Source organism: Mesorhizobium sp. ANAO-SY3R2, assembly GCF_042466635.1.
GTDB lineage: Bacteria > Pseudomonadota > Alphaproteobacteria > Rhizobiales > Rhizobiaceae > Aminobacter.
In genome coordinates this window covers 2,178,329-2,203,097 of sequence record NZ_CP159955.1, presented here as the reverse complement: position 1 = coordinate 2,203,097, position 24,769 = coordinate 2,178,329, and the positions used below count along the sequence as shown (strand labels likewise).

General features: G+C 62.9%; 22 protein-coding genes and 1 tRNA gene. 8 read left to right on the top strand and 15 right to left on the bottom strand.

Going from position 1 to position 24,769, the window contains the following annotated elements:
• Positions 1-521: 521 nt before the first annotated feature.
• The 5 genes from ABSY17_RS15625 to ABSY17_RS15605 form a co-directional block, all read right to left on the bottom strand.
• The gene (locus ABSY17_RS15625) at positions 522-4,325 is read right to left on the bottom strand and encodes a vitamin B12-dependent ribonucleotide reductase (RefSeq protein ID WP_378942660.1); all 3,804 of its coding nucleotides are present in this window, start codon (positions 4,323-4,325) and stop codon (positions 522-524) included.
• A 636-nt stretch (positions 4,326-4,961) separates the two neighbouring features.
• Positions 4,962-5,447 (bottom strand): NUDIX hydrolase, encoded by a 486-nt coding sequence (locus ABSY17_RS15620; protein WP_378942657.1) that lies wholly within the window; start codon positions 5,445-5,447, stop codon positions 4,962-4,964.
• Positions 5,448-5,603: 156 nt separating this feature from the next.
• On the bottom strand, positions 5,604-6,101 hold the full coding sequence (gene gpt, locus ABSY17_RS15615) for a xanthine phosphoribosyltransferase (RefSeq protein ID WP_378942655.1): 498 nt from the start codon (positions 6,099-6,101) through the stop codon (positions 5,604-5,606).
• Positions 6,102-6,216: 115 nt separating this feature from the next.
• On the bottom strand, positions 6,217-7,056 hold the full coding sequence (locus ABSY17_RS15610; RefSeq protein WP_378942652.1) for a universal stress protein: 840 nt from the start codon (positions 7,054-7,056) through the stop codon (positions 6,217-6,219).
• Positions 7,057-7,137: 81 nt separating this feature from the next.
• The gene (locus ABSY17_RS15605; RefSeq protein ID WP_378942650.1) at positions 7,138-7,887 is read right to left on the bottom strand and encodes a competence/damage-inducible protein A; all 750 of its coding nucleotides are present in this window, start codon (positions 7,885-7,887) and stop codon (positions 7,138-7,140) included.
• A 178-nt stretch (positions 7,888-8,065) separates the two neighbouring features.
• Between ABSY17_RS15605 and wrbA the strand changes: the two genes are divergently transcribed.
• Both wrbA and ABSY17_RS15595 read left to right on the top strand, forming a co-directional pair.
• Positions 8,066-8,695: an NAD(P)H:quinone oxidoreductase type IV gene (gene wrbA / locus ABSY17_RS15600; protein ID WP_378942647.1), complete on the top strand. Its 630-nt coding sequence runs from the start codon at positions 8,066-8,068 to the stop codon at positions 8,693-8,695.
• Positions 8,696-8,819: 124 nt separating this feature from the next.
• Positions 8,820-9,812, top strand: coding sequence for an alpha/beta fold hydrolase (locus tag ABSY17_RS15595; protein ID WP_378942645.1), 993 nt, complete (start codon positions 8,820-8,822; stop codon positions 9,810-9,812).
• A 15-nt stretch (positions 9,813-9,827) separates the two neighbouring features.
• On the opposite strand, the gene ABSY17_RS15590 is transcribed toward ABSY17_RS15595, so the two are convergent.
• From ABSY17_RS15590 to ABSY17_RS15575, 4 genes are all read right to left on the bottom strand, one after another.
• Positions 9,828-10,073, bottom strand: a complete 246-nt coding sequence (locus ABSY17_RS15590) for a DUF2188 domain-containing protein (protein WP_378952732.1) — start codon at positions 10,071-10,073, stop codon at positions 9,828-9,830.
• A gap of 589 nt (positions 10,074-10,662) precedes the next feature.
• Positions 10,663-11,613, bottom strand: a complete 951-nt coding sequence (locus tag ABSY17_RS15585; protein WP_378942643.1) for a transporter — start codon at positions 11,611-11,613, stop codon at positions 10,663-10,665.
• 252 nt (positions 11,614-11,865) lie between these two features.
• Positions 11,866-11,950, bottom strand: a tRNA-Leu gene (locus ABSY17_RS15580).
• Positions 11,951-12,008: 58 nt separating this feature from the next.
• On the bottom strand, positions 12,009-12,860 hold the full coding sequence (locus tag ABSY17_RS15575) for an alpha/beta fold hydrolase (RefSeq protein WP_378942640.1): 852 nt from the start codon (positions 12,858-12,860) through the stop codon (positions 12,009-12,011).
• A 172-nt stretch (positions 12,861-13,032) separates the two neighbouring features.
• Between ABSY17_RS15575 and ade the strand changes: the two genes are divergently transcribed.
• On the top strand, positions 13,033-14,844 hold the full coding sequence (ade, locus tag ABSY17_RS15570) for an adenine deaminase (RefSeq protein WP_378942638.1): 1,812 nt from the start codon (positions 13,033-13,035) through the stop codon (positions 14,842-14,844).
• A 66-nt stretch (positions 14,845-14,910) separates the two neighbouring features.
• Here the strand turns inward: ade and ABSY17_RS15565 are convergent, their stop codons facing one another.
• A complete protein-coding gene (locus ABSY17_RS15565; protein WP_378942635.1) occupies positions 14,911-16,029 on the bottom strand; it encodes an alpha/beta hydrolase in 1,119 nt (372 codons plus the stop codon).
• A gap of 143 nt (positions 16,030-16,172) precedes the next feature.
• The gene (locus tag ABSY17_RS15560) at positions 16,173-17,630 is read right to left on the bottom strand and encodes a TrkH family potassium uptake protein (RefSeq protein WP_378942632.1); all 1,458 of its coding nucleotides are present in this window, start codon (positions 17,628-17,630) and stop codon (positions 16,173-16,175) included.
• Positions 17,631-17,876: 246 nt separating this feature from the next.
• On the opposite strand from ABSY17_RS15560, the gene ilvA reads away from it, so the two are divergent.
• Together ilvA and ABSY17_RS15550 are read left to right on the top strand one after the other, a co-directional pair.
• The gene (gene ilvA, locus ABSY17_RS15555) at positions 17,877-19,133 is read left to right on the top strand and encodes a threonine ammonia-lyase IlvA (protein WP_378942629.1); all 1,257 of its coding nucleotides are present in this window, start codon (positions 17,877-17,879) and stop codon (positions 19,131-19,133) included.
• A complete protein-coding gene (locus ABSY17_RS15550) occupies positions 19,130-19,684 on the top strand; it encodes a DUF1697 domain-containing protein (protein WP_378942626.1) in 555 nt (184 codons plus the stop codon). Before ilvA ends, ABSY17_RS15550 begins: the two co-directional genes overlap by 4 nt.
• 60 nt (positions 19,685-19,744) lie before the next feature.
• On the opposite strand, the gene gloA is transcribed toward ABSY17_RS15550, so the two are convergent.
• Positions 19,745-20,185 (bottom strand): lactoylglutathione lyase, encoded by a 441-nt coding sequence (gene gloA, locus ABSY17_RS15545; protein WP_378942624.1) that lies wholly within the window; start codon positions 20,183-20,185, stop codon positions 19,745-19,747.
• A gap of 244 nt (positions 20,186-20,429) precedes the next feature.
• Between gloA and ABSY17_RS15540 the strand changes: the two genes are divergently transcribed.
• The 3 genes from ABSY17_RS15540 to ABSY17_RS15530 are packed head-to-tail and all read left to right on the top strand — an operon-like array spanning position 20,430 to position 22,334.
• Positions 20,430-21,002 carry a cold-shock protein gene (locus ABSY17_RS15540; RefSeq protein WP_378942621.1) on the top strand — a complete coding sequence of 191 codons (573 nt, stop codon included), beginning with the start codon at positions 20,430-20,432 and terminating at the stop codon, positions 21,000-21,002.
• Positions 21,003-21,026: 24 nt separating this feature from the next.
• A complete protein-coding gene (locus tag ABSY17_RS15535; RefSeq protein WP_378942618.1) occupies positions 21,027-21,548 on the top strand; it encodes a DUF192 domain-containing protein in 522 nt (173 codons plus the stop codon).
• A gap of 9 nt (positions 21,549-21,557) precedes the next feature.
• Positions 21,558-22,334 (top strand): alpha/beta fold hydrolase, encoded by a 777-nt coding sequence (locus ABSY17_RS15530; protein WP_378942616.1) that lies wholly within the window; start codon positions 21,558-21,560, stop codon positions 22,332-22,334.
• 97 nt (positions 22,335-22,431) lie between these two features.
• On the opposite strand, the gene ABSY17_RS15525 is transcribed toward ABSY17_RS15530, so the two are convergent.
• The 3 genes from ABSY17_RS15525 to ABSY17_RS15515 are packed head-to-tail and all read right to left on the bottom strand — an operon-like array spanning position 22,432 to position 24,728.
• A complete protein-coding gene (locus tag ABSY17_RS15525) occupies positions 22,432-23,343 on the bottom strand; it encodes an SDR family NAD(P)-dependent oxidoreductase (RefSeq protein WP_378942614.1) in 912 nt (303 codons plus the stop codon).
• A complete protein-coding gene (locus tag ABSY17_RS15520) occupies positions 23,340-24,125 on the bottom strand; it encodes a hypothetical protein (protein WP_378952729.1) in 786 nt (261 codons plus the stop codon). Before ABSY17_RS15520 ends, ABSY17_RS15525 begins: the two co-directional genes overlap by 4 nt.
• A 15-nt stretch (positions 24,126-24,140) precedes the next feature.
• Positions 24,141-24,728, bottom strand: coding sequence for a protein-S-isoprenylcysteine O-methyltransferase (locus ABSY17_RS15515; protein WP_378952726.1), 588 nt, complete (start codon positions 24,726-24,728; stop codon positions 24,141-24,143).
• Positions 24,729-24,769 lie beyond the last annotated feature (41 nt).

Genomic DNA, 24,769 nt, shown 5'->3' with positions numbered 1-24,769 from the left:
AGCCACGCATCTAGTCAAAAGCGCGATGAAGTGGGTGTCTTAGGCAGTCGTGTCCCGTATCTTGGCTAGATCGAGCTCCGCCAGCGTTCGGCACTCTGGTGAGAGCGGGAAATGTTGGCCCTTGGGCGTGTCTTCAGGGTTCGCCATAGCTCAACCTCTCTGCCATCCAGAGGAAGGACGGGCGCATTTCCAAGACCCCGCCCAAGATGCTGACAGCCGACACCTTAGCGTCGAAGTCCCAGGACCAGCATCACTCGAACTACGGTCTCGATCGAAGATGCTGCGCCCTTTTCTAGGCGCGCAACGATTGCCTCGCCTTGCGTGTGGCGGTTTTCGTGGATCATACATGTCGCAAGAAGCGAGTGCGGAAAACGAAAAAACCCGAGCGCCGTGGCGTCGGGTCTTTTCAGTTCAGTTCGAGGTCGGGACTAACTGATCCACGTTTTGCGGACAAATTGGTTTCCGCTGGGACAAACCTCGTTACTTTTTACAGTTAGTATGCCGACCCAACACTTGGCATATTATGAGCAGCCACTTGTACTTCCGCAGGTGTCGCACTTCTCGCAGGTGCCGTTCCGCACCATGGTGAAGTTGTGGCACTCCATGCATTCGTTGCCGGTGTAGCCCTGCATCAGAGCCTGGCTGCGGCGGGAAGCCGCGAGCTTCTTTGCCTCGGCCGCCTCGTTTGCCGCGGCGTCGGAGAACAGCGCTGCTGCGCCCGAGGCCTCGTCGGCGGCGGATTCTTCGGCCAGTTCCTTGGCACGCTCCTCATAGTCGCGCTTGAAGGCGGTGGCCTCTTCGCGGATTTCGGCGACGACCGGCTTGAGCGCGGTCACCGTCGCACCAGACGAGATGGCACGGACATTGGAGCCGGAAACCGCCGTCGGAACCGACTTGACCGGCTGGCCGCCGGCCGGCGTCGCCATGCCCTTGGGGTCGGAGCCCGACAGGCCGGAGACCACCTTGAGCGGGGCGCCGCGCGTCAGGCCCTTGGAGAAGGCCAAGGCCTTGCCTTCGTTGATGCCGCGGCCAAGCGCGGTGTTGCCGAAGTCGGAGGTGTCGACATGGGCGAGGTCGTTGCGGCCGAGATAGGAGACGGCGAGCTCGCGGAAGACATAGTCGAGGATCGAGGTGGCGTTCTTGATCGCATCGTTGCCGATGACGATGCCGGCCGGCTCGAACTTGGTGAAGGTGAAGGCCTCGACATACTCATCGAGCGGCACGCCATATTGCAGGCCGAGCGAGATCGAGATGGCGAAGTTGTTCATCATCGCACGGAAGGCAGCGCCTTCCTTGTGCATGTCGATGAAGATCTCGCCCAAGCGGCCGTCGTCGAATTCGCCGGTGCGCAGGTAGACCTTATGGCCGCCGATGACGGCTTTCTGGGTGTAGCCCTTGCGGCGGTTCGGCAGCTTCTCGCGTTCGCGGTAGAGCCGCTCGACGACGCGCTCGACGATCTTCTCGGTGACCTGCACGGCCTTGGCGGCGGCGGGGGCTGCTGCCAGCGCCTCGACGGCATCGTCCTCGTCATCCGCCTCATCTGAAATCAGCGAGGCGTTCAGCGGCTGCGATAGCTTGGAGCCGTCGCGGTAGAGCGCGTTGGCCTTGAGCGCCAGCTTCCACGAGAGCATGTAGGCGCTCTTGCAGTCCTCGACGGTCGCGTCGTTGGGCATATTGATGGTCTTGGAGATGGCGCCCGAGATGAAGGGCTGGGCCGCCGCCATCATCTGGATGTGGCTGTCGACCGACAGATAGCGCTTGCCGATCTTGCCGCAGGGGTTGGCGCAATCGAAGACGGCGAGGTGCTCGTCCTTGAGGAAGGGCGCACCCTCGAGCGTCATCGCACCGCAGACATGGATGTTGGCGGCTTCGATGTCCTTCTTGGAGAATCCGAGCGCCGGCAGCATCTCGAAGGAGAAGTCGTCGAGCTGCGCGTCGGTGAGGCCGAGCACGTCCTTGCAGAAATCCTCGCCCAGCGTCCACTTGTTGAACACGAACTTGATGTCGAAGGCGCTCTTCAGCGCGGCGTTGAGGACAGCGATCTTGTCGTCGCTGAAACCCTTGGCCTTGAGCGAGCCGGGGTTGACGCCCGGCGCCTGGTTGAGGTTGCCGTGGCCGACGGCATAGGCCTCGATCTCGGCGATCTGGCTTTCGGTATAGCCGAGCGTGCGCAGCGCCTCGGGCACCGCACGGTTGATGATCTTGAAATAGCCGCCGCCAGCGAGCTTCTTGAACTTGACCAGCGCGAAGTCGGGCTCGATGCCTGTTGTGTCGCAGTCCATGACCAGGCCGATCGTGCCGGTCGGCGCGATCACGGTTGCCTGGGCGTTGCGGTAGCCGTGCTCCTCGCCGAGCGCGATGGCGCGGTCCCAGGCGGCGCGGGCGTGAGTGACCAGTTCCTGCTGCTTGAGGTCGGAGGCGACCAGCGGCACCGGATCGACCGACAGCTCCTCGTAGCCGCCCTTGTCGCCATAGGCGGCGCGGCGATGGTTGCGCATGACGCGCAGCATGTTTTGGGCGTTGCGGTCGTAGTCGGGGAAGGCGCCGAGCTCGGAGGCCATCTCGGCCGAGGTGGCGTAGGCAACGCCGGTCATGATCGCGGTGAGGGCTGCGCAGATGGCGCGGCCTTCGGCGGAATCATAGGGAATGCCCGAGGTCATCAGCAGGCCGCCGATATTGGCGTAGCCGAGGCCCAGCGTCCGGTACTCGTAGGAGAGCTTGGCGATCTCCTTGGACGGGAACTGCGCCATCATGACCGAGATTTCGAGCACGACGGTCCACAGGCGAGCGGTGTGCTCGTAGGCGGCGATGTCGATGCTGCCGTCGGCGTTGCGGTAGGGCAGCAAGTTGATCGAGGCGAGGTTGCAGGCCGTGTCGTCGAGGAACATGTATTCCGAGCACGGGTTCGACGCGCGGATGGCGCCCGCCGAGGCACAGGTGTGCCAGTCGTTCATCGTGGTGTTGAAGTGCAGGCCCGGATCGGCCGAGGCCCATGCGGCGTAGCCGATCTTTTCCCACAGGTCGCGCGCCTTGAGCGTCTTCAGGACCTTGCCGTCCTTGCGGGCGGTCAGGTGCCAGTCGCCGTCCTGCTCCACTGCGCGTAGAAAATCGTCCTTGAGCGAGACCGAATTGTTGGAGTTCTGGCCAGAAACGGTGAGATAGGCTTCCGAATCCCAGTCGGTGTCGTAGGTCGCGAACTCGATCGAGTTGTAGCCCTGCTTGGCGAACTGAATGACGCGGTAGATGTAGTTCTCCGGCACCGAGTTCTTCTTGGCCGCCTTGATTTCGCGCTTGAGCGCGGTGTTGACGGTCGGATCGAAGCAGTCGTCGTCCTGGCCCTGGCAGTTGACGCAAGCCGCCATGATCTTGGTCAGGTGCTGGCGCACGATCTTGGAGCCGGTGACGAGGGCCGCGACCTTCTGCTCTTCCTTCACCTTCCAGTCGATATAGGCCTCGATGTCGGGGTGGTCGACGTCGACCACCACCATCTTGGCGGCGCGGCGGGTGGTGCCGCCCGACTTGATGGCGCCCGCGGCGCGGTCGCCGATCTTGAGGAAGCTCATCAGGCCCGACGACTTGCCGCCGCCCGAAAGCTTTTCGCCTTCGCCGCGCAGATGCGAAAAGTTGGAGCCGGTGCCCGAGCCATATTTGAACAGGCGCGCCTCGCGTACCCACAGGTCCATGATGCCGCCCTCGTTGACGAGGTCGTCGGCAACCGACTGGATGAAGCAGGCGTGCGGCTGCGGATGCTCGTAGGCCGACTTGGACTTGGTCAGCTTGCCGGTGAAGGGATCGACATAGAAATGGCCCTGGCCGGGACCGTCGATGCCATAGGCCCAGTGCAGGCCGGTGTTGAACCACTGCGGCGAGTTGGGCGCGACGCGCTGGGTGGCGAGCATGTAGCAGAGCTCGTCCTTGAAGGCGCGGGCGTCATCTTCGGTCTTGAAGTAGCCGCCCTTCCAGCCCCAGTAGGTCCAGGTGCCGGCGAGACGGTCGAAGACCTGGCGGGCGTCGCGCTCGGAGCCGTAGCGTTCGTTTTCGGGCAGCGCGGCGAGTGCGTCTTCATCGGCGACCGAGCGCCACAGGAAGGAGGGGACGTCGTTTTCCTCGACCTTCTTCAGGCGCGCGGGAACGCCTGCCTTGCGGAAATATTTCTGGGCGAGGATGTCGGCTGCGACTTGGCTGAACTGGGCGGGTACGTCGATGTCGTCGAGCCGGAAGACCACCGAGCCATCCGGATTCTTGATCTCGGAGAGCGCCTTGCGGAATTCGATCTCCGCATAGGCCGATTGTCCATCCTTGGTGAAACGCCGCTCGATGCGCATCGGTCGATTTCCTTTTGTCTATATATAGCGCTTTTCGCCGGGCATTGCCCGTAGTGATTGCGATAGGCGCAAGCCCGCTGATCCGACCGCCAAAACGGCCGGTTGCCCTTACCCGAACCAGCCGCTGCACGACTGGGAAATCCCCTTGCGGAAGAACTTTCCCGTCTGCCTGCGGACCGCTTCGGCCCCTTTGAACTGAAACTTTGGTGTCGATTCCCTCATGGAGGGTTACTCACAATATCTAGTGCTTACTTTTGCCGCAAACGCTAAATATAGAGTTAACAGAAGATTTTCGCCAGTCCCGCATCTTGCCATCCAACCTCTTGGACACCCCGAAATCGCACGCTTCCGCACCCCGCCATGGCGGAGGCAAATGCGAGCAACGACGCACGAAATCTGGGAAAAGACCGGGCTCGAAACAATCCGGCCGCACGCTCGAACAGGCGCGCTTGAGTCATAAAAAGCGACTCGGCATCCGACGTCAAGCAATCGTTCTTGGAGATTTTGTGACCCCAATATCTTGTGTGTCACTTATGTGGATAACGGGGAGAAAGCTGTGCATGGACGAAACGGGTGCTGCGCCGGCTGAGGGCCGGAAACCGGTGGTCGGGCGTCCGGTCAGTGCCTTCGGTAGATTCAGGCGACGAGTTTTTCCTGTGCTGCGGCGAAAGAGGAAATAAGGCGGCAAAGGTCCGGTTCGTTGACCATGCGGGCCGCCTCGGCTGGCGTCACCCATCTGCGCGTGCGCTGGCGGCGCTCCCGCCACTTCTCGGCGACTTTGCGCACTTCGAGCGGATAGACCAGCACCTCGCAGGCGACATGTTCGCCGCTCGCCAGCGCCTTGCGATAGAAATAGCGGCCGGCTTCGCGGGTGTCGACGGAGCCCGACAGGCCCGCTTCCTCGCTGGCCTCGCGCGCAGCCGTCTCGCACAGGCGCTCGGTGGCTTCGGGCCAGCCCTTGGGTAGCACCCAGCGGCCAGTGTCGCGACTGGTGATCAGCATGACCTCGATGCCGGAAGCAGTGCGTTGCCAGGGAAGGGCTGCGACCTGCAGCCGGCAGGCGGGTGCGCCGAACAGCCGGCGCAGCCACTCGACCAGATGGCTTTGATAGACTGATTTCATCAGCGTCGGCAGTCCCACCCAAGCAGCAGACTCAGTTGCCGTGTCAGGAATGTTACGGTTAATTCTCCGTAACAAAAGTAAATAGACTGCTAATGAAAGCGCCCAGCCGGCTGGCTGGGCGCTGAAGTCTTCGGACTGCTTCGGCTGGCGCCGCGATCAGCCCTTGTGATCGTCGGCGATCGGCTTCTGGTAGGTGAAGCCCATGTCCCAGGGGAAGTAGATCCAGGTATCCTGCGACACCTCAGTGACGAAGGTGTCGACCAGCGGCCGGCCCTTGGGCTTGGCATAGACGGTGGCGAAATGCGCCTTGGGCATCATCGCGCGCACGATGGCAGCGGTCTTGCCGGTGTCGGTGAGGTCGTCGACGATCAGGATGCCTTCGCCGTCGCCTTCGAGCAGCGAAGGGGTGATCTCTTTGAGGACGTGCAACTGACCCTGCGAGGTGTAGTCGTGATACGACGCCACGCAAACGCTCTCGATGATGCGGATGCCGAGCTCACGCGAGATGATGGCAGCCGGCACGAGGCCGCCGCGGGTGATGCAGACGATGGCCTTCCACTGGCCGTTGACGCCGGCAAGCCGCCACGCAAGCGCGCGAGCGTCGCGGTGGAACTGATCCCAGGAAACGGGAAAGGCCTTTTCGGGAAGGGACATAAGACGCGCACTCCTGACGGCGCGCCAGCCGCGCGCGAAAAGTTGGGAATGCAGGCGGAATTAGCCGGAAAGCCCCGCTCTTGGCAAGTCGGGGCATCAGACTTTTGCAGCGGTTTTAGCGCGACAGCAAAATCGCCACGTCGCCGGCCTGCAGCACGGAGCGGGTGACGCCGCCAAACAGGAACTCGCGCAGCCAGGAATGACTGTAGGCGCCCATCACCAGAAGATCGGCGCCGGTGTCCATGACCTTCTGGTGGATGACGGCGTCGACCGAACGGCCGTGGGACTCCTCCAGGCTGACGGTCACCTTGGCGCCATGGCGCTCGAAGGCGGCGGCGATGTCCGAGCCGGAGGCGTCAGGCCTGCGGGCCGATGTCTCGACCGGATCCACGACAAGGACTTCGGTCGTATCGGCCTCGGTGATGAAGGGCAGGGCATCGAAAGCGGCGCGCGCCGCTTCGCGACTGCCATTCCAGGCGACCAGCAGGCTGCGGAAGGTCGAAATCAGCGGCGCCGAATGGGGGACAACCAGGACAGGTCGCCCGGCCTCGTAAATCAGGGAATCAATGTCGGCCGCGACGGATTCCTTGAGGCCAGGGGCGGCTTGCGAGACCATGACGAGATCGGCCGAGCGCGCGCTCTCGACGCCTGATAGGGCGCTGTCGCCGGAAAAGCTCTCGAAGCTGCGCCAGTCGTAGGATATGCCGGACATCCGGATGCGGGCGCGGAATGCCTTCTCGATCCTTGCGGCCCGCTCCCTGCATATCTCGGCATTGGACTGGATGAATTCGGTGTCGGGAAAGCCGACGGCAGTGGTGTAGGGCATGGCCAGCGCCTCGGCATGTACGCCGATCAGATGGCTTTCGTGGCGCTCGGCAAAGGGAATGGCCACATCCAGGACGCGGGAAACGTCAAACTCGTTCTGAATGATGGCGACGATGGTCTTGAACGGCATGGCAGCCTCCTCCGCGTGAGCCAGGATCGGCTCATACAAGAAAACAATATCATGCCTGAAGTCGTTCCAGTGTGACCTGAATCAAGCTTCCGCGGCCGCCCTTGCGATGTCTGCAAGCATGGCTTCGATCTCGGCGCGCGCGCGCGCCATGGCATCCTGCGACCGCGACCTGACGACCAGTTCGGTCCAGAATTTGCCGTCGAGATATTTCGGATACGAGCCGATGATGGTGTCCGGGTGCGCCTTCTGGATCTCGCCGAGCGGCCCGCCGATGGTGCCTTCGCCATAGGGGCATTCCACGGTGGTGGACAACAGCTTGGCGCCGGTCCTCAGCGTGGGCATGACATTGTCGAGCATGGCCTGGAAGATCGACGGCACACCCGCCATGACATGCACATTGCCGATGCGGAAGCCGGGCGCCACGGAAACCGGGTTTTCGATCAGGTCGGCGCCGCGCGGCATGCGCGCCATCCGCTTGCGTGCCTCGGAAAATTCCATGCCGCGCGAGGCGTAGTTGGCCTCGAGCATGGCATAGGCGCGCGGCTCGTATTCGCACGGCACGCCAAACGCCTTGGAAATCGAATCGGCGGTGATGTCGTCATGGGTGGGGCCGATGCCGCCAGTGGTGAAGACGTAAGTGTAGCGTGCGCGCACGGCATTGACGGCGGCGACGATCTCGTCCTCCTCGTCCGGCACGATGCGTACTTCCTTGAGGTCGATGCCGGAAGCCGTCATCATCTCGGCGAGATGGCCGATGTTCTTGTCCTTTGTGCGCCCGGACAGGATCTCGTCGCCGATGACGACCATTGCTGCGGTGACGATGTCGGCCATTTGCACGCTCCTTCAAAGGCTCCTGTCTGATAACGCCGCCGGTGCAAGCCGGCAATAGTCGCCGATCTGTGAACGATGCGTCACACATTGAGCTGTTTTCGTTGAACGGGCTATTCGCTACATCCCTGACCAGTCGCCGACCCAAGACGGCGTTGCGAGATTTCGTTGGAGATATGAAATGGCAAAAATCCTTGTTCTTTACTATTCGAGCTGGGGCCACATGGAGCAGATGGCCAAGGCCGCTGCCGAAGGCGCACGCGAAGGCGGCGCCGACGTGACCATCAAGCGCGTTCCCGAACTCGTTCCCGAGGCTGTCGCCAAGGCGGCCTACTACAAGCTCGACCAGGAAGCGCCGATCGCCGATCCGCTCGAATTGGCCGATTATGACGGCATCATCATCGGCACCGCCACCCGCTACGGCACCATGGCTTCGCAGATGAAGAACTTCCTCGACCAGACCGGACCGCTCTGGGCCAAGGGCGTGCTGCTCGACAAGGTCGGCTCGGTGATGGTCTCGACGGCTACCCAGCATGGCGGTGCGGAACTGGCGCTGATCAACGCCCAGATCCACCTGCAGCACCATGGCATGGTCATCGTGCCGCTGTCTTATGCCTACCAGGGCCAGATGGGCAACGACGTGGTCCGCGGCGGCGCACCCTACGGCATGACCACCACGTCCGATGGCGACGGCTCGCGCCAACCTTCGGCGCAGGAGCTGGAAGGCGCCCATTTCCAGGGCAAGCGCGTGGCCGAAATCGCCATCCGCCTGCATGGCAAGGGTTCGAACCAGGCCAAGGAAGTCGCATAAGTTCCGGTTTAGTCACCGGCACATTCAAGACGGGCGGCCGCGAGGTCGCCCGTTTTGCGTTGGCGCAGGCCTTGCCGCCCAGGCGCGCAGAGGTAAGTTGAGGGGCAGCGCGATGGAGTGCCCATTGGTCACGATCCCCCTGATCCTCTTCTGGCTCGGTACGCCGGCATTGCTGGCAGTGGCCTTCATCGTCGGCTATCTCGTCCTGGCTACCCGGCGCATTGCCTCCGAAGCCGAGCGCGCGGTGCCGGCCACGGGAAGATTCCTCGAACTCGGCAGGCATCGCATCCACTATGTCGAGCAGGGGCAGGGCAGGCCGATCCTGTTCATCCATGGCCTCGGGGGCCAGTTGCACCATTTCCGCCATACGCTGTTTTCGCATCTCGACGGCGATTTCCGGTTGGTTGCGCTCGACCGCCCAGGCTCGGGCTATTCGGCGCGGCCGGCGGACTTTCAAGGCAGCCTGACGGAACAGGCCGAGGTGATCGCGCACTTCATCGAGGCGTTGGGGCTGGAAAAGCCGCTGGTCGTCGGCCATTCATTTGGCGGTGCGGTGGCCCTGACGCTGGCGCTAGCGCACCCGCAGGCAATCTCCGGACTGGTGCTGCTGTCGCCGCTGACCCACCTCGAAGATCACTTGCGGCCGGAATTCAGGTCGCTCTATGTCCGCTCTTCGCTGCTCAGGCATGTGCTGGCGCAGACCATATGGGTGCCCGCCACGCTGAAATTCGCGCAGCGCACGCTCGCCTTCGTATTCGGGCCGCAGGAACCGACCGAAGACTACGCCACGGGCGCCGGCGGGCTGGTCGGGCTGCGCCCCCGCCACATCTACGCCACCTCCGCCGACCTCGTGGCGATCGAGCGCGACCTCGGCGCCATCGAGGCGAGGTATGAGGAGATCACCCTGCCCGTGGGATTGCTGTTCGGCACGGCCGATCGCGTGCTCGATCCCGACATGCATGGCAAGCCGCTGGCCGGGCGCATCGGGAATTTCGACATGGAACTGGTGGCGGGGTTGGGCCACATGCCGCAGTTCATCGAGCCCCGGCGGGTCGAGGCGATGATCAGGCGGATCGCCGAGAGGTCGTTTGCCACGCCGGCCGGCACGACGCACTGAGTCCTTGCGGAAGGTTTAGTTCTTTTCGGAGACTTCAGTATCGGGCCGGTCGTCGCCCTTGGACAGCTCTTCGTGCCAATGGCCTTCGGAATCCTCGTACTGGATGCCGTCGGTCGAACCGGAAACGCGCTGTTCGGCAGCTGCCATTTCGGCGGCGCGCAGAGCTTCCTCGTGCGTCTGGAAAGTTTCGGAAAAGGTGCCGTCGACCTTGTATGCCCAGCCGCCGTCGTGCTGGACGACTTCATAGTAAAGCTTGCCCATCATGGATACCTTGTCAGCCTGCATGCCGCCGGCGTCGCGGCGACCATTTTGTCACCAATGCGCGTCGCGCAGTCGTTACCGAACCCGCGCGAATGGCTTCGGGACGGTCATGCCCGCTCAAACGTCTCGGGGCGCAATTGGTTGCATGTCGGCCGGCAAGGGTTGCGCCGGGATGTCCGGTGGGTGGCTATCAGAGCGGAACGATCGACAGGATGACCCAGGCGCCGCAGACGGCGGCGGCAATTCCAAAACAGGCGCTGCGATGCTTCTCCCAGAAGTTCGGCGCACGTTCCCAATTGTACTGCATACGCTACTCCCCACTCACCCGTACCCGGAGAAGTTGTATTGCCGTTGCGGCTGTCGCGCAATTTTCGAGGGAGTTGACGTTACGAAAATGCACGCAAGTGGCAAATATGCCACGAATCAAGGCGCTTGGCAGCTCATTCGGCGGATCAAGCTGTGGGAAGCCGTCCCCTGGTTCAGATGGAGGATCAAATCCGCATCGGTTGGGCCGAGAGATTAGCTCTTTCGAACACACGCAATGGATGCCCAAACTCGGCACGGGGGCACCTATTCGTGTCGGCCAGGTTCAGAATTTGCCGGCAACGTCGAAGAAGACCGCATCGCCCTTCATGCGGTTCTTGACGTCTACCTCATGGACCCATTTCAGATTGAGGTCGACCTCGGTGTTTTCGCCGAACTTGGCCTTGTAGCTGACGAGCGGCCCCAGACCTATCGAGCGACCCTTGAAGCCGTCATGAGCGTCGGCGAACGTGCCCCTGTCGTCCTCGAACTGATAGAGGAAGCCCGCGACCGCGCCCAATGCAAAATTCTCGGTCACGTTCTTGGTGACGGAGAGATCGAGATGGGCGGTCGCGCCGCTGTAGTAGTCGGTAGCGTTGTTCTTGGTGTTGATGTCGACGCCGAAATTGGCAGAGAGATCAAGTCCATGCTCGGGCATGAGGTATGTGAACGCAACCGCCGGCGTGAAGGTCCAGTAATTCAGGCCGATGAAGGCGAGGGCGCCTTTTTCCCACTCTCCGGTGGGGGCGGTTATCGTCAGAGACGTCGAGAAGAAGGCATTCATGGCGTCGTTGTGCCAGCCGAGCAAGATCGGGGCGAAGGCGATGTCGCCCAATCCTGCCACTTCATCCACCAAAGCCAAGGGGCCGACGTCGGCCTCGGCTCTGACCCAGCCGACCGGCAAAGCGCCCTGGACAGCGTAGGTCCAGTTGCCGGGCAGATCCAGTTTGGGAACGTAGACGCCCGCCAGCGCGGTGGTCCAGATATCAGCCTTCAGGCCGACGGCGATCTGATTGTTGCCAAACGGTACGTTGGTGCCTGCCTTGCCGTGATAGTAGACATTGGCGATATCCCAGTAGGCGCCAGGCACCGGCGGCACGATCCCCGCGCCAGGACGGGCGTAAGCGCCGGGTATGTAGCGCCCGGCAACGGCCTCGGTGGCCTTGGCTTCCTGGACCGAAGGGATGGCGGCGGCTACGGCCACTGCGGCGAGCAGGCATGAAACGGATCTGGTCATTTCGCTCCCCTCCAAGTGCCACCGGCACCCGCGAACGGACGTGCCGGGAATTCCCCGATAGTGAGAGTAGCACGGCTCCCCGTGTCAGGGCATTTCTGCCGATTCCCTGGGTTTTGTCGACATGCTACGCGCTTTCAGGCTTGAAGTGGTTCCCCGTGTTGCGGTTCTGGCCAAGACCGCGCACGTCAGCAAGCGTGGCAGTTCGACGGCATGCCGCACAAACGATTTTCTCAACTAGGTTAGTGATTTTCATGGTGCGGACGGCGGGAATCGAACCCGCATAGCCGAGGCTGAGGGATTTTAAGTCCCTTGCGTCTACCAGTTCCGCCACGTCCGCTCCGGCGGAACTGGTAAAGCAGCGGGATAAGATTGCAAGTCCCCGAAGGCGCTTGCGCCTACTTCGCGTCGATGAATTCGAGCACCGAGCGATTGTATTCGTCCGGCGCCTGCAGCATCGCGAAATGGCTGGCATTGGGCAGGATGATCAGCTTGGCCCCGGGAATGACGGAGGCCATGTATTCGGTATGCGCGCGCTTGATCGCCTCGTCGTGATCGCCCGCGACGATTGCCGTGGGTACGGTGATCTTCGCCAGTTGTTCCTTGCTCCAGTTCGGCTGGCTGGCCCACATCTGGCTGATCTGTCCGACGAAGGCGTCATACTGATCCGGCGTCTTCGACAGCCGCGCATAGTCCTTGCCTGAGCGTTCGATATAGGCGCCGAAGGTCTTGTCGGTTTCGACGCCGGGGTCGACACCGTCGGTGGTGACGTTGGCTGCCTGGGCGTAGAGCCGGGTCAGCCGTTCGGGATGGCTCATGGCGATGTCGAGGCCGATGATGCCGCCGTCGCTCCAACCGACCAATGCCGTCTTGTCGATCTTGAGATGATCGAGCAGGGCGAGATAGTCGGAGGCCATCAGGTCGTAGCCAAAAGGCTGGGCGTCGCGGCTCGAGCGGCCATGGCCGCGGCTGTCGGCAACGATCACCTTGTGGGCCTTGGAAAGAGCCGCGACCTGGCTGGCCCAGATGTCGGCATGGCCGAGGCCGCCATGGATGAGAAGGACGGGGTCGCCCGCGCCGTAGACGGCGTAGTACATGTCGATGCCGTTGACCTTGGCAAAGCCGCTTTCGACAGCCTTCGGCATCACGGCCGGCTCCGGCAGGGTCTGCCAGCGTTCCTCGGCGCCGGCGATGCCGGCAGAAAACAGGGTAAGCAACGCAAAAGTCAAAACAGTCCAGAAAGCACGCATGCCCGCCTCCATTTGTTTGCGCGCGACAAGTGACGGCCTTCGGGCGCGAAAAGTCAACGGGGCGGAACTTTCATCGTGGGCCGGGCAGGGGAAACAGGCAACGAGTTTGCTAGGCCCTGTATTCCGCTGTGGCTTCGGCTACAGTCAGGCAAACCACGCAGGATTCCACGCAATGACCAAAGCCTCGCCCTTCGCCAAGCCCCGTCCCTGGACCGAAACCGCACCCATTCTGGTGGATGTCGCCATGGGCCGCAGGCCGGCTGACCTGGTCATCCGCAACGGCCGCTGGGTCAACGTGCATTCGGGCGAGATCATCCCCAGTACCGACATCGCCATCGTTGCCGGCCGCTTCGCCTATTGCGGGCCGAACGCCAGCCACGCCATCGGCGAGGGCACCAAGGTGGTCGACGCCGGCGGGCGCTATCTGGTGCCGGGCCTGTGCGACGCGCACATGCATGTCGAGAGCGGCATGGTGACGGTGACCGAATTTTCCCGCGCGGTCATCCCGCATGGCACGACCTCGATGTTCATCGACCCGCACGAAATCGCCAACGTGCTCGGCCTCAAGGGTGTGCGGCTGATGCATGACGAGGCACTCGCCATGCCGATCAACGTGCATGTGCAGATGCCCTCTTGCGTGCCTTCGGCGCCGGGGTTGGAAAATGCCGGGGCGGTTCTGACGGTGGCCGATGTCGCCGAGGCGATGACCTGGGAGAACATCATCGGCCTGGGCGAGGTGATGAACTTCCCCGGCGTCGCCGCCAACAATCCGGTCATGTCGGGCGAGATCGCCGAGACGGTGAAGGCCGGCAAGACGGTGGGGGGCCACTATGCCTCGCCTGACCTCGGCCTGCCGTTCCATGGCTATGTCGCCGGTGGCCCGGAGGACGACCACGAGGGTACCCGCGCCGAGGACGCCATTGCGCGTGTCCGCCAGGGCATGAAGGCGATGCTCAGGCTGGGCTCGGCCTGGTACGACGTCGCCAGCCAGATCAAGGCGGTGACCGAGATGGGCATCGACCCGCGCAATTTCATCCTGTGCACCGACGACAGCCATTCGGGCACGCTGGTCCATGACGGGCACATGGACCGCGTCGTGCGCCATGCCATCCAGCAAGGCCTGAAGCCGGTGACGGCGATCCAGATGGCGACGATCAACACCGCCCAGCATTTCCGGCTCGAGCGCGAGATCGGCTCCATTGCCCCCGGTCGCTTGGCCGACGTGCTGATCGTTTCCGATCTGGCCGAACTCAAGATCGACGAGGTCTATGCTCGCGGCGTGCGCGTCGCCAAGGCCGGCAAGCTCGACATCGACATTCCTGCCTATGCCTATCCGGCGGACGCAAAGAAGACGGTGAAGCTCGGCAAGCAGTTGGGTGCGGGCGATTTCGACATTGCCGCCCCCGAGGGCGCCAACGAGGTCCGGGTGCGCGTCATCGGCGTGATCGAGAACCAGGCGCCGACCCGCGCCCTGGAGGCTGATCTGGCGGTCGAGGACGGGCTGGTCGCCATGGATCGGCGCAACGACGTCTGCCAGATCGCGCTCGTCGAGCGCCATCGCGGCACGGGTGCCGTGACCAATGCCTTCGTTTCCGGCTTCGGCTACATGAAGGACTGCGCCATGGCGTCCACGGTGGCGCATGACAGCCACCACATGATCGTCGTCGGCACCAACAAGGCCGACATGGCGCTGGCCGCCAACCGGCTCGGTCAGGTCGGCGGCGGCGTGGTGCTGTTCTCGGAAGGCAAGGAGTTGGCTCTGGTCGAAATGCCGATCGCCGGCCTGATGTCGGACGAACGCGCCGAGATCGTCGCCGCCAAGGCCGATAAGCTTGTCCAGGCGATGCGCGACATGGGCTGCAGCCTCAACAACGCCTACATGCAGCACTCGCTGCTGGCGCTGGTGGTCATTCCGGAGCTCAGGATTTCGGACGTCGGCCTGGTCGATGTGAGGACGTTCGAAAAGGTCGACCTGTTCGTCTGAGACGAACGTCCGTTGAAAAGCAAAAAGGGGCGCTCGAAGCGCCCCTTTTTTCGTGCAGGTGGTCCGTTACATCAGCCCTCCGCCGAGCATCTTGATCCGGTCGGTGACGTCACGGTCGCTGGCATATCCGTCGTCGGCGCGCAGGCGCTGGCCGAGTAGCCTGACCATTTGGGGGTTGTCGGCGAACTTGGTGTGGTTGAAGGCATCGCCCCCCTTGGCGTCGGACAGGTCGACGACGATGACGCCATATTCGGCGAGGTCGGCGGCGTTCTTGTAGTCGCCGAGACGCGGCTTGGAGCCGGCGATGATGCCCGAGAGCTTCAGTGCACGGTCGTCGCCCGACATCATCATGAAGAACGGCTTGGTCGGCTTGCCGTAGCGGCGCATCTGGCTCTTGAACACGTCGACATCGATGTCGGGCGAGGCGAGCACGACGTCGCCGAGCTTGCCGCCGAGGTCCCGGTCGCCGGTCAGCGCGAGCTGGCGCAACGCTTCCATGGTCACCCAGGTGCCCATGGAGTGGGCGACGATATCGATGCGGCGCGCGCCCGACTGGGCGAGCATGCGCAGCGTCACTTCGAGCTGGTCGCGCGCGGCAGCGGCACTTTCCTTGTCGTAGACATAGTCGGTTGTGCTGCCGCCGGAGGCCCAGGAAAACAGCACTGGCGTGCCGGTATAGCCCGAGTCATGGGCGATCTGGGTGGCGCGGTAGACGCCGGCGTCGAAGGAGGTGTTGTAGCCGTGGACGAAGAGCATGGCGCGGCCGCCACGCGCGGCGATGTCTGCGCTCAGCGCCTTCGAGAATTCGGGCTGGGTTGCGTAGCCGGCAGCGTCCGTGGCGGTGAAATATCTGGATGGGTCGACGTCTTTCTTGCTCTTGCGCAGCTCGATCTGGCCGGTCTTGTGGACCTTGGGCACGGTGACGTTGACGCGAGCGAAGTTGAGCGTCGCCGAGCGGCCGCGATCGAAGACCTGCTTGTCGTCGGAAGCGTGCTCACGCGTCGAGGCGACGAAAATCGCGTGGTTGCCGGCGATCTCCGTGACCGGAACGTTGACCGTCTGGCCGGTCAACAACTCGCCTGACGGCTGGTTGATGCAGCCGGACAGAAGGAGGGCGGCAAGGACGATGCAGAACTTCGAGGGGGACACTTTTGAAATCTCTCTGACGGTCAAGGCGTACAGCATGCCTCACTCGGGACCGTCTGATAGTGGCGGAAGTAAGTCGGGTCCAGCCGAAAAGGCTCTCGTTCGGTCAGTCGGCGGCCGAGTGTTGCTCGAATACCAAAATGGTGGCGGAAACAGGCACTTCCGCAGCCCTGTTCACGAAATTAGCGACCCCAGAAAGTTGGCGTGAACACCACCAGCACGGCGAGGATTTCGAGACGGCCAAGCAGCATTGCCGCCGAGCAGATCCATTTGGCCGCATCCGGCAGCGGCGCGAAATTGCCGACCGGGCCGATGATCGGGCCGAGGCCAGGGCCGACATTGGTCAGTGCGGTGAGCACGCCGGTCATGGAGGTGATGAGGTCGAGGCCAGTGGCCGCCATCAAGATCGTACCGATGGCCCACAGCACGAAAAACGCAGCAATGAACAGCACCACCGCACGCTGCATGTCGGCGTCGACCACGCGGTCGCCGTAGCGCACCGGTGTCACCGAGTTCGGATAGATCAGCCGGCGCAGGCCGTTGGACAGCAGTTCGAACAGGATGAGGAAGCGATAGGCCTTGATGCCGCCTGTGGTCGAGCCCGAACAGCCGCCCATGAAGGTGGCGACGAAGATGCAGGCGACCGCGAAGGGTCCCCACAGGCTGTAGTCGTCGCTGGCAAACCCGGTGGTCGAGATGATCGACATGAAGTTGAAGGTGGAATGGGTCAAGGCCGTGAAGAACGGCATGCCGGTGCGCACGCTCAGATAGATGGCGACTGAGACGGCGAAGACGACGCAGTAGCCGGCAAAGACCCTGATCTGGGGATCGCGCAGCGCATCCAGCCGGCCGCGCACCGCAAACAGCATCATGATCGAGAAGGGCAGGCTGCCAATGAACATGAAGACGATGCCGACCCAGAGGATGGCGGGTTGCGACGCATAGCCGATGAAGGAGGTGTCGGAGGTGGCCATGCCGCCGGTGGCGAGCGTGGCCATGGCGTGGTTGATCGCGTCGAAGCCATCCATGCCTGCGGCGGCATAGGCAATCGCGCAGGCCACGACCAGCGCGGTGTAGATGCCGATCAGGGCGACCGCAAAGGTCTGGAAGCGCTCGAACGGCCTGTCCTCGATGTCGGAGGATTCGATCTTGAAATAGGACACGCCGCCGATGTTGAGGAAGGGCAACAGGAACAGGCCCAACGCGATGACGCCGAGGCCGCCCATGAAGGTGAGCAGGGAGCGCCAGATAAGGACGCCGGGGGGCGCCGTGTCGAGCCCGCTGATGACGGTCGAGCCCGTCGTCGTGATGCCGGAAACCGATTCGAAGAAGGCGTCGGTGACGCTCAGATGCAGCGACGAGGTCATGAACGGCACTGCACCCGCAATCGCCAGCGTCAGCCAGAGCAGGTTGACCAGCAGGAAGCCGAAGCGGGTGTTGGCCGGCGGCCTCGGACCCTGTGTCGACAGCGCGATCGCCAATGCCAATCCGCCCATCAAGAGCGCGGTGAAGGTGAATGAACGCCAGTCTTCATTGCCATAATAGAGGTCGACGGCCGCCGGGATGAGCATGGCGACAGAGAGGTAGATGGCAAAGACCGCTGCAACGTGGATGGCAGCGCGGACGGCAATTCTGTTCACCGTGATGTATCCCCAAAATGTATCGCGGCGAGCCGGCGTCGTGCGCCGGACAGTGGCTTCGCGGCGTCGAATATGCAATAGCGCTGGAGCGTGATCGGCAAAAGCGGAAGCTGTTTTTGCCCTCGACCGCAGCCCAGTCTATTGAATTCGCGCAGGATTCTGTGACCGAAGTGATTTAACGTCGGCGGATCATGCGCCGGAGCGGGCCAAAGTATTTGCCCGACGGATTTCAGGAGCGCCTTTGCCATGACCGGTTTTGCCGAAAGGGTTGCGCTGGCAGCCAAGGCGGTTCGACAGCTGTTTCCCGAAACGCCGCTGCAGCAGAACGACTATCTGTCGCGCAAGACCGGCGCGCGCGTGTTGTTGAAGCGCGAGGACCTGACGCCGGTCCGCTCCTACAAGATTCGCGGCGCGCTCAATTTCTTCCGCAAGGCGCTCGCTGCCGGCAATCGCGCCGAACTGTTCGTATGTGCCTCGGCCGGCAATCACGCCCAGGGCTTTGCCTTCGTATGCCGCCATTTCGGCAAGAAGGGCGTGGTGTTCATGCCGGTGACGACGCCGCAGCAGAAGATCGACAAGACCAAGCTGTTCGGCGGCGAGTTTGTCGAGATACGGCTGATCGGCGACTTCTTCGATGATTGCTACCGGGCGGCGCTGGAGTTCGCCGAGCATTCCGGCGGCCAGATGGTGCCGCCCTTCGATCACAAGGACATCATCGAGGGCCAGGCGACGGTGGCGCTGGAGATCGCTGCCCAGATGCCGGGAGGCAAGACGCCCGACATGGTGCTGCTGCCGGTCGGCGGCGGCGGACTGGCGGCCGGCGTTACCCGCTATTTCCAAGAGATCGGCAGCGCGCCACGGTTCGTCTTCTGCGAGCCGGCGGGCGCGCCCAGCCTGCGCGAAAGCCTCGCCACCGGCAAGCGCATGAAACTCCCCAAGGTCGACAATTTCGTCGATGGTGCTGCCGTTGCCGAGATCGGCCGTGAGCCGCTGAGGCTGCTCAAGGATTTTCCCGCCGACGCCGTCAGGCTCGTGCCGGAGAACCGGCTGTGCGCGACCATGATCGAAATGCTCAACGTCGAAGGCGTGGTGCTGGAGCCGGCCGGCGCGCTGGCGATCGACGCGCTCAAGGACTTTTCGAAGAAGGAACTGAAGGGCAAGACGGTGGTGGCCGTGGTGTCGGGCGGCAATTTCGACTTCGAGCGGCTGCCCGACGTCAAGGAGCGGGCGCTGCGCTTCGAGGGGCTGAAGAAATACTTCGTCATCCGCTTTCCGCAGCGTCCGGGCGCGCTGCGCGACTTTCTCGAACTCTTGGGCCCTGACGACGACATCAGCCGGTTCGAGTACCTGAAGAAATCGGCGCGCAATTTCGGTTCGGTGCTGATCGGCATCGAGTCCAAGGACAGGCGCAATTTCGACCTGCTCAAGGCGCGCTTCGACGTCGAGGGCGTGCAGTATCACGACATCACCGATAACGAGACGCTCGGCGGCTTCATCATATGACCGAGGGGGACGGCCAGGCCTTTGTTGCGCTGTTTTCCGGCATCAATGTCGGCGGCAACCGCATCGTGAAAATGGCCGAGCTCAGGGCTTTCTTCGAGGAACTCGGCTTCGGCGGCGTCGCGACCTACATTCAGAGCGGCAATGTGGTGTTCAGGGCGGTGTCTTCCGACGCGGCCGCGCTACGCAAGCAGGTCGAGACGGCATTCGAGACCCGCTGGGGCTTCCGCTCACGCATCATGCTGCGCGATCTCGGCTGGTATGAGCGACTTGTGGCCAACAATCCCTATCCGGAGGTCGCGAATGATCCGACCAAGCTGCATGCCTATGTGCTGGAGCGCGAGCCGACAGGCGAAGAAGTCGCCCCCCTGGTCGAGCGGTGCGCCGGGCCCGAGCGCTTCGAGGTTCGAGACGACGTGCTCTACCTTCACGCGCCCGACGGGCTCGGAAAGTCGAAATTCGCGGAGCTTCTGCCGCGCCTCCTCAAGGTGCCGGCCACAGCGCGCAACTGGCGCACCGTGCTCACCTTGCTCGACATGGCCCGCAAAGCCTGACGCGGGCCCAGGCCTCGACTTCCAAATGGTCGAGGCCGGAGCGGGTTTCGGCGGTTGCGCCTACCAGGTGCCGGTATTGGGCATCGACGCCCAGGGCTCGGCTTTTTCCTTGCGCGGGCCCTTCTGCAGCAGTTCGATCGAGATGCCGTCGGGCGACTTGATGAAGGCCATGTTGCCGTCGCGCGGCGGACGGTTGATGGTGACACCGCTTTTCATCAGTCGTTCGCAGGTGGCGTAGATGTCGTCGACCTCATAGGCGAGATGGCCGAAACTGCGCCCGCCCGTGTATTCCTCCGGATCCCAGTTGTAGGTCAGTTCGACCAGCGGCGCCTGCTCGAGGATGCCGCGCGCTTCGTCGCCGGGGGCGGCCAGGAAGATCAGCGTGTAGCGGCCCTGTTCGTTGGTGCTGCGGCGGATCTCTTTCAGCCCGAGCTTGTTGCAGTAGAAGTCCAGGGAGGCGTCGATATCGGTGACGCGGACCATTGTGTGCAGAAAGCGCATCGCAATTCCTCAATATTTACGGTTCGGTCGAAACATAGGGCGGGGCAGCTAGGCTCGGCAACCGCAACAACGACTTTTGTGCGGAACTGGTGCGAAGCTTGTGTCTATCTCCGTGCCAAGATGAAAAATGGCCCCGCGGCCCTTGCACTGCTCCAAAGGGCAAGTGTTAATCTTGCATAAAGAATCAGTAGTGGCGTTGGCAAGGAAAGGGGGCGTTCTAATGGGGGAAAAGGCCTCTCTCTTGATGCATGAGAGCATCGGTCGCGAAGCTTTCAAGCATGATGACGGCGCCGACGATGTCGGTGTGATCGAGATCTCCGGCGCCATCAAATGGTTCGACGTAGCCAAGGGCTACGGCTTCGTCCTTCCTGATGGCGGTGGTTCCAGCGACGTGCTCCTTCATGTCACCTGCCTGCGCCGCGACGGTTTCCAGACAGCGCTCGAAGGCTCGCGCGTCGTCTGCCTGGCCAAGCAGGGCGAGCGCGGCCTGCAGGCCTTCCGCGTGCTTTCCATGGACAACTCGACGGCTGTCCATCCGGCAGAGATGCAGGAACAGCGCACGCATGTCGCCGTGACCGCCGAGAGCGGGCTGGAACGGGCGCTGGTCAAATGGTTCAACCGCACCAAGGGCTTCGGCTTTTTGACGCGCGGCGAGGGCACCGAGGACATCTTCGTCCATATGGAGACGCTGCGCCGATTCGGCGTCACCGAGCTTCGTCCCGGGCAGGTTGTGCTGGTGCGCTTCGGCACAGGTGACAAAGGCCTTATGGCTGCCGAAATTCATCCCGATCTTGGAACCTTGCCGGTCTCGCATTAGGCAGAGACCGCCGCAGGGAATATGATGAACTTAAGAAAAATCCTGTTGGCCGGAGCATTCGACGCTGCACTTGTTGCGGTGCCGGCTTTGGTCGTTTCGCTTTCCGCGACCATGCCGAGTTTCGCCCAGGAGGCGATGGCGCTGCCCGCCGACCCCGAACCGCTGGTGGCGACGACCAGCAAGGGCGATGTGCCTTTCAGGATCGAGATCTCCGACGAGCCGGGCGAGCGCGCCATGGGGCTGATGTTCCGCAAGGACCTCGCCGACGATCTGGGCATGCTGTTCGTGTTCGAACAGACCCAGCCGGTCGGCTTTTGGATGAAGAACACGCCGCTGCCGCTCGACCTCCTGTTCATCGGCGCGGACGGTGTGGTGCGTGACATCCAGCAGGGCGTTCCATTCTCCGAAGCCGTGATTGCAGCGGAGGAGCCGGTGCGTTTCGTGCTGGAACTTAAGGCGGGAACCGCCGCGAAGACTGGCGTCAACGTGGGCGACAAGCTTCGTCATCGTGTCATCGCCAAGGCCGGCGCGGCCGATCCAGGATAGGCGGCACATATGTCAGTCCAGCATTTTTCCCATGCCGGTTTCGACCTGGCGTTTCTCGACCAGCCGTCGGCAATAGAAGGCCGCGGCGAGCCCGTGCTTATGATCCATGGCTTCGCTTCGAGTCATTTCGTCAACTGGGTGTCGCCAGGCTGGTTCAAGACGCTGACGGAAGCCGGTTATCGCGCCATCGCGCTGGACAATCGCGGCCACGGCCTGTCGTCGAAGAGCTATGACGAAGCCGACTATACGCCCGGCAAGATGGCGAGTGATGCGGTCGCGCTGCTCGATCATCTCGGCATCGAGCGCGCTCATGTCATGGGCTATTCGATGGGCGCGCGCATTTCGGCCTTCATGGCGCTGGCTGCCCCCGAGCGCGTCGCGACACTGGTTCTTGGCGGGCTGGGCATCGGCATGGTCGACGGCGTCGGCGACTGGGATCCGATCGCAGCGGCGCTGCTGGCCGAAGACCCCGAAACCATCACGCATCGTCGCGGCAAGTCGTTCCGCGCCTTCGCCGACCAGACGCGCAGCGACAAGCGGGCGCTGGCCGCCTGCATATCGACCTCGCGCGAGTTGTTGAGCGTCGACGACATGCGCCGCATTACCCAGCCGACGCTGGTCGCCGTCGGCACCACCGACGACATCGGCGGCTCGGCAGCCGAACTCGCCGCGCTGATGCCCAATGCGCAGAGTTTTGACATCGAGGGCCGCGACCACATGCTGGCCGTCGGCGATCGCACCTTCAAGAAAAGGGTGCTGGAGTTCCTGGCTGAAAACCCGGTCTGAGCGGTGGGGATCGGAGGGCTGATTGCTGCCCAGGTAGCCGGCAGGCAGCGTCCGCCAAGGCATCAGTGCGCGCAACCCGCCGAGCCAGGCTACAGCCTCATTGTTCCTTGCGGCCTGACGCGACGATTCTAGCGAAGCGTTGCCGCCGGCGCTCATACTGGCGGGTGCCGCAGCATTTCTTGAACTTCTTGCCCGAGCCGCATGGGCAGGGGTCGTTTCCGCTGCGCTGCAGACTGCCGATCAACGGCAGCATCACGGCTGCGGGCAACAGCGCAGCGGCGGTCGCGATCAACTTGGCCGAGAGTCCGGGCACGACGGTGCGCCGGCCGGACTTGAATCCTTTCCAGGCGCGCTCTGCCACCTCCTCCGAGCTGAGCTTGGGCAGGAGATTGAACAGCATCGTCTGACCGGCGCCGGAGCTCTGCAGGAAATCCGTGGCCACCGGTCCGGGAGCCACGCAGGTCACGGTTACGCCCGTGCGGCGCACTTCCTGGTGAAGCGCTTCCGAAAAGCTGCGCAAGAAGGCTTTGCTCGCATAGTAGAGCGCCATATAGGGGCCCGGCGTGAAGCCGGCCACCGACCCCAGATTGATGATGCCGCCGCGCTTGCGCGCCACCATTCCCGGCAAAAAATGCAAGGTCATGGCACAGATGGCCCGTATGTTGAGGTCGATGATCGCGAGTTGGTCGGCAGCCGGCAGCGCCGTCGCCGCGCCGCGCAGGCCATGGCCGGCGCTGTTGACCAGGACATCGCAGGCAAGGCCGTGATTGGTGAGAAAGTCCTCCAGGCGCTTGGCCGCATCATGGGCGATCAGGTCCAGTTCGAGCGTGAACGCTTCGCCGCCCGCCTCGCGCACCTCGGTCGCCGCCGCGGCCAATCCGCCAGCGGAACGCGCCACGAGTACGACCGCCGCGCGCTCGCGCGCGGCAACCTTGGCGATCGATCTGCCAATGCCGCGTGAGGCCCCGACGATGACGACGGCCGGCTGCAACTCTGTAGTCGAATTCATGCGCTGGTTCCGGATCCTGCCGGGCCGGCAACAGCTCCAGCTTGGGCAAGTTCTTGCACTTCGGTCGCAACGACACTGTTGAGGATCTCTTCGAACCTCATCAGGGCACGCGCGACATTGGCCCCGTCCATGACCCTGTGATCATAGTGGATGCGGACGCAAACCGAGCCATCCTCGCCGATCGGCCCGTAGTTCAGCAGCGTGGTCAGCGGGGTCAGCGGATTAAGGGATTCCGCGCCAAGCCCGGAATAAACCGAAAGCTGGAATGTCCCGAAGAAACGTGCCCGCTGCCGGGCGATGTTCAGCCCCAGCCACATGAGCAGCCACCTGACGGGGGCCGGTGCATGGGCCATCTTGAGGGCGCGCCGGAATTCGCTGATCTCCATGATGGGGCGCGTCCGCGCTGCCCGCATCGACGCTTCCAGCTCCGGGAGCGAGCGGTATTCGGGCCCTTTGATCGTGCTCAGCAGGACTACGCGTTCGCCATCATGTTCGCGCTCATGCGCAAGCGAGGCGATGCTGGCGGGGTATTCGAAGAGATGCGGCCTCGGCAGCTTGACGTAAGCGCGCCGCAATTCAGGGGTCTCGCGCGCGAGAAGCGCATATCCCTTCAGGAAAAGCACGGTCCATGACGACCTGTCGTGCTGCGCCATCCTGGCTTGCAGCAGCGGCCCGACATTCATCTGTCGCTGGACAGTCACCCGCGGCACCTTGATCGAGAACCTCATCAGGTCCCCGACAAGACGTCGCGCCGCCGAAAGCTTGATGGCCCGGCCTCGCATCACGCCACCTCAAGTCTAGTAAAGATAAGGGATGATACGTTTTGTCCGCTCAATATAGGTCAGATATTGCGAGCCGAATATTTCCAACATCATACGCTCTTCCTTGTCGACCCGAAGAAAAAACAGCAATGCGAAGCCAATGAGTCCTGCCAGGCCGACAATCCAGTTCGACAGCAGAAAGGCCTGCCCGAGGCCCATGAGCATGAAGGAAGTGTACATGGGGTGTCGGATGAGCGCGTAAGGTCCACCGCTCACCAGTTCGTGCTTCTGACGAATCTCCAGGGTGATCGACCAATTCCGGCCGAGTTCCTTGTGCGAGCGGCGAAAGACCCAAAGTGCGGCAGCATAGATGACGATCCCGACAGCGATGGCCCATGCATGGGCCGGATAGTCGGCTGATTTTGGAAATCCGGTGGCGACGTAGAAGGCCGGAAAGATCGCCAGACCAAACAGAGCACAGGCCAGTCCGAAGACGTCGGTGCCCGAGCGGCGGCTGCTGACGACCCGAACCCGTTTGGCGCGGCGCTCGAAGGGGTAACGGATCACATACCACCCGACGACGCCAAGCACCCACGCAATCTGGCCAACTGAAGCTGCTGAAATGGTCACGCGAGGTTCCCGAGGTCGAGGCGAGTCTTGCAGAC